Raw genomic sequence first — 2,079 nt, 5'->3', positions numbered from 1 at the left:
TGGCCGTTATCGCCGTTGCTGTCGTTTTCGCCATTGACGACAGGCCGGGATCCGTCTGCATACGCGACGACGCTGCGTTGCGGATTGGCGATCCGGATGCCGCGTTCGCGGAACGTCTCCGCGATCCGCCGGTTGAATTCACGCTGCACGCTCCAGCGCGTCGAGTCCGTGCATTGCATCTGCCCGGCCAGCGCGAGCGTCGCGCCGTCGACCTGGTCGATACCCCAGTAGCTGAAGTCCGACAGGATGCCGTCGCGGTATTTCGGATCGTCGCGCAACGCGGCGCCGATCTCCTTCAGCGTCGTGATCGCGCGATCGATATCCTCGCCGTAGGCAATGCTGATCTTGACGGCCGCGTTGCCGAGCCCGCGATTCGTGTTGTTGACCGTCGTCACCGAGCTGAACGGGATCGTGTACAGCGACCCGTCGCCCGCGCGCAGCCGCACGGTGCGGATCGACAGGTACTCGACGGTGCCCGACACGCCGGCGAGTGTGACCCAGTCGCCGACCTGCATCGCGTTTTCCATCAGCAGGAAGATCCCGGTGATGAAATCCTGCACGAGCTTCTGCGAGCCGAAGCCGAGCGCGACGCCGAAGATGCTGGCACCGGCAAGCAGCGGGCCGACGTTCACGCCGAGCTGGCTGAGGCCCGTCAGCACGACGACGAGCGCGATCATCACGAACAGCAGCGAGCGCAGCATCGGCAGCAGCGTGCGCAGCCGCGCCGCGCGCATGAGATTGCCTTCGCGCGTCCATCGTTGCAGCCGGCGCTCGATCGCGATGTTGGCGGCTTCCCACACGATGAGTGCGACGATGGCCGCAATCGCGATCGTCACCAGCGCCGACGCGAGCCGGTGGCCGATCGTGCCGGTTTCGAACGCGCGGAAGATCGGCACGCCCCAGATCTGCAGCAGCAGCGCGACGGTCACGATGCCGATCGCGCCCGACACGATCTGGCGCAGCAGCGGGTAGTAGCGGTACGCGTGCAGATGGACGAGCGTGCGGTCTTCGTCGTGGCCCTGGAACAGCCGCGCGAGCGCGCCGAACACGACGATCGACACCATCCGCATGCCGATCATCACGGCGATCGAGCGGCCGCCGAGCGTGATCAGCACGCGGTAGCCGTTGTGGACGTCGAGCGCCCACACGAACCACAGCGCCATCACGATGAATACCGACACGGGCGCCCATGCGTCCGCGAGCGCGTTGCCGATCATCGCGAACGACGGACGGCCCTCGCCGGCCGCGCGGATCCGCGCGGCGACGGGCCGGCGGCACTGCAGGATCAGCGCCGAGACCATCAGGTGCCCGACGAGTGCGACGGCTTTCAGCAGCGCGACGTGACCGGCGTCGCTCAGACCGAAGTTCGCGGCGACCTCGACCGCCGCCGTGCAGGCGCCGACGACGATCGCGATCCGCGCGATCGAACGTTGGGCGAAGTCGGCCCATGCGTCACTGATGTGCAGCAACCGCAGTTGCCGTGCATCGGGCTGGAAGCACAGCCGGCTGACGATCGTGACGAGGCGGCAGATCACGTAGATGTCGATCAGTGCTTCGAGCGCGGATTCGATCGGGCTGCCCGCATCGCCGATCGCCGACATCGTCAGGCTCGCGACGCCGACGAACACGAGCAGCGGCACCGCGCGCAGCGCAAGGCTGACAAGCGCGCGCGGCATCCGGTACAGCAGCGTGGTGTGGCGACGTGCGTGGCCACGACCTTCCGACGAGGTGGGCGCGGTGTCGGGGGTGTCCGGCGGCGCGTTGTCGTCGTCGTCGGGCGTGGCGGAGTCGGACGTAACGGACTCGGACTCGGATTCGGGCGCAGTGCGGCGCGACGTGTCGGCGCGCCGTGCGGCCACTGCGGCCAGCGCACGTCGCAACAGCCGCTTCGCGAACCATTCGACCAGGAGCGCGGGCACGAGCACCGCGATGATGATCGAGAGCGCGTGCGCGAGATCCGCGCGCGCGTCGGCGCGCACCAGCCGGTCATGCCACCAGCTTCCGACCGAGCCGACATCGAGCAGCGAGCGCAGCGATTCCTTCAGCGCATCGCCGATTTCGGTGGTCCAGCGCGATCCC

Annotated in this window: 1 protein-coding gene; it reads right to left on the bottom strand. The window is 68.1% G+C overall.

Features of this window, described 5'->3' with window-relative positions; all coding sequences use genetic code 11:
- Positions 1 to 2,079 (bottom strand): mechanosensitive ion channel domain-containing protein (locus JYJ84_RS35020; RefSeq protein WP_205190159.1); only part of this gene is annotated, 2,079 nt, incomplete at both ends.

Source organism: Burkholderia sp. LMG 13014 (genome assembly GCF_905232215.1).
Classification (GTDB): domain Bacteria; phylum Pseudomonadota; class Gammaproteobacteria; order Burkholderiales; family Burkholderiaceae; genus Burkholderia.
This window is presented reverse-complemented; position numbering and strand designations above follow the sequence as displayed.